At 66.5% G+C, this 1,701-nt stretch carries 1 protein-coding gene and 1 pseudogene; one reads left to right on the top strand and one right to left on the bottom strand.

The window, feature by feature from the left end; all coding sequences use genetic code 11:
* Positions 1-572: pseudogene (locus BSZ40_RS11985) on the top strand (hypothetical protein); the annotation flags it as partial.
* Positions 573-713: 141 nt separating this feature from the next.
* Here BSZ40_RS11985 and BSZ40_RS11135 read toward each other — a convergent pair.
* The coding region (locus BSZ40_RS11135) for a DUF4132 domain-containing protein (protein ID WP_158020908.1) at positions 714-1,701 on the bottom strand (988 nt) is incomplete at its 5' end.

Genomic DNA, 1,701 nt, shown 5'->3' with positions numbered 1-1,701 from the left:
TGGGTGGGGTTAGTGCGGGTGGGGCGGCCTTGGCCTCCCGCCTGGGCCCATCTTCCACCGCTGCGGCGGTGGGGCGGGTAGCGCCCATGGGTGGGGTGATGGGTATGCCCGGTCTGGGCTCGCCCACCGCTACTGGTGGGGCGCGCATGGGTGGGGCGCGCCCGCCGGTGGGTGGCATGCTGGCCCCTAGCAGCGGCACCACCGCGGGGGCTAAGGCCCCCGCTAGTGGCACCCGGTCGGCGATGGCCCGCCCGGGCGTGGCCCGGGCGGGGATGGGGCCAGTGAGCGGGGTTGGGGCCACGGCCACCAGCCCGGCAGGCAAGCCAACCGGCACCACCGGCTCGGCCCGCCCCGCTGGTGGGGCTCGGCCCGCTGGTGGGGTGTGGGGCGCCAACAGTGCCGCCGGGGGCAAGGACAAGAAAGACCAACGAGCGGCCCGGTCGCACCTGCTGGGCTACCAGCCCACCCGCCTGACAGAAGAAGACGCCCCCCAGATCGACCCCAGCATCTATGGGGCAGGCAACGCCCAAAACCTCCGCCCCGCCCCCCGCGACGACAGCGACGAATGGTAACCAGCCACCACCAACCCCCAAACTAAAAATAAGGGGGCCGCCAAATGGACTGCTCCCCGGAAGAAGGCACCCGATTACCGGGCCCAACTTCCGGGGAGCACTTCACACCCCCACCCGCCGACCCCCTACAGCACTCTGGCATTAAGGCTGTTGTAGTTGTTCCAAGAATGCCAACACTTCGCTCGTGATCCGGCGCGGCACTTCTTCCCACGGCACGGTCGGCAAGGCGACCAAATAGTCGTCGTCGACAACGGTGGCCTTATCGAGGCGGCCGCGACGGGCTACCGCCGTGGCAGTCAACAACCCAGGCCGCTGCCCGTGCAGCTCGATCAGTACCGACAGATCGAGGGACTCAAACCACCAACTAGCGGCCCGCTGCGCCCGGGCTAAATATTCGGTGCAAACCCAGCCGCGACCCTCAGCCACCTCCCCGAAACGTGGAAGCGCAAAGTCGTGGGGCAGGGTGGGGGTGAGTTGTTGGGGGTGTTGGTAGTGGTGGGTGGGTTGGGTGAGTTGGTTGAGGGGGTTGGTGAGTTCGTAGTCGGTGAGGTGGGTGAGCCAGTTTTGGGTTTGGGTGTTGGTGAGGTCGATGGGGTGGATGATGTCGATTTGGTGGGTGGGGGTGAGGTGGATGGGGGTGTCGTTGATGTCGGTGAGTTGGCCGTCGGGGTCGATGTGGGCGGTGGTTTGGAGTTGGTTGTGTTGCCAGATGCCCCAGATGAGGCCGGGGTAGATGATGCGGGTGAGGGGGTGGGTGGCGATGTGTTGGGTGAAGTGGTGGGGGTGCCAGCGGTGGGAGGTGAGCATGGCTTGGTGGTAGTGGTGGTTTTGGAGGGTGATGTGTTGGGTGAGTTGGGTGCGGAGGTTTTTGAGTTGGGTGCGGGCGGTTTGGGTTTGGGTGGGGTTGTGTTTGTTGGGTGGGATGGTGGTGAGGGGGCGGCCGGTGGGTTGGTGGTGGGGGTTGAGTTTGTGGAGGGTGAGGTGGCCGTCGGGTTGGAGGGTGGCGCGGTAGGTGTGGGTGCCGTTGGTTAGGTGGGTGTGTCCTTGGGGGGTGAGGGGGGTGGTGGTTAGGGCCCAGTCGTGGATTTGTGTGGGGGTTTGCCCGCGGGCGGCCGCCAAACCCGCAATC

Origin of the sequence: Buchananella hordeovulneris (assembly GCF_001907235.1) — a bacterium.
In the GTDB taxonomy this organism is placed as follows: Bacteria; Actinomycetota; Actinomycetes; order Actinomycetales; family Actinomycetaceae; genus Buchananella; species Buchananella hordeovulneris.
This window is presented reverse-complemented; position numbering and strand designations above follow the sequence as displayed.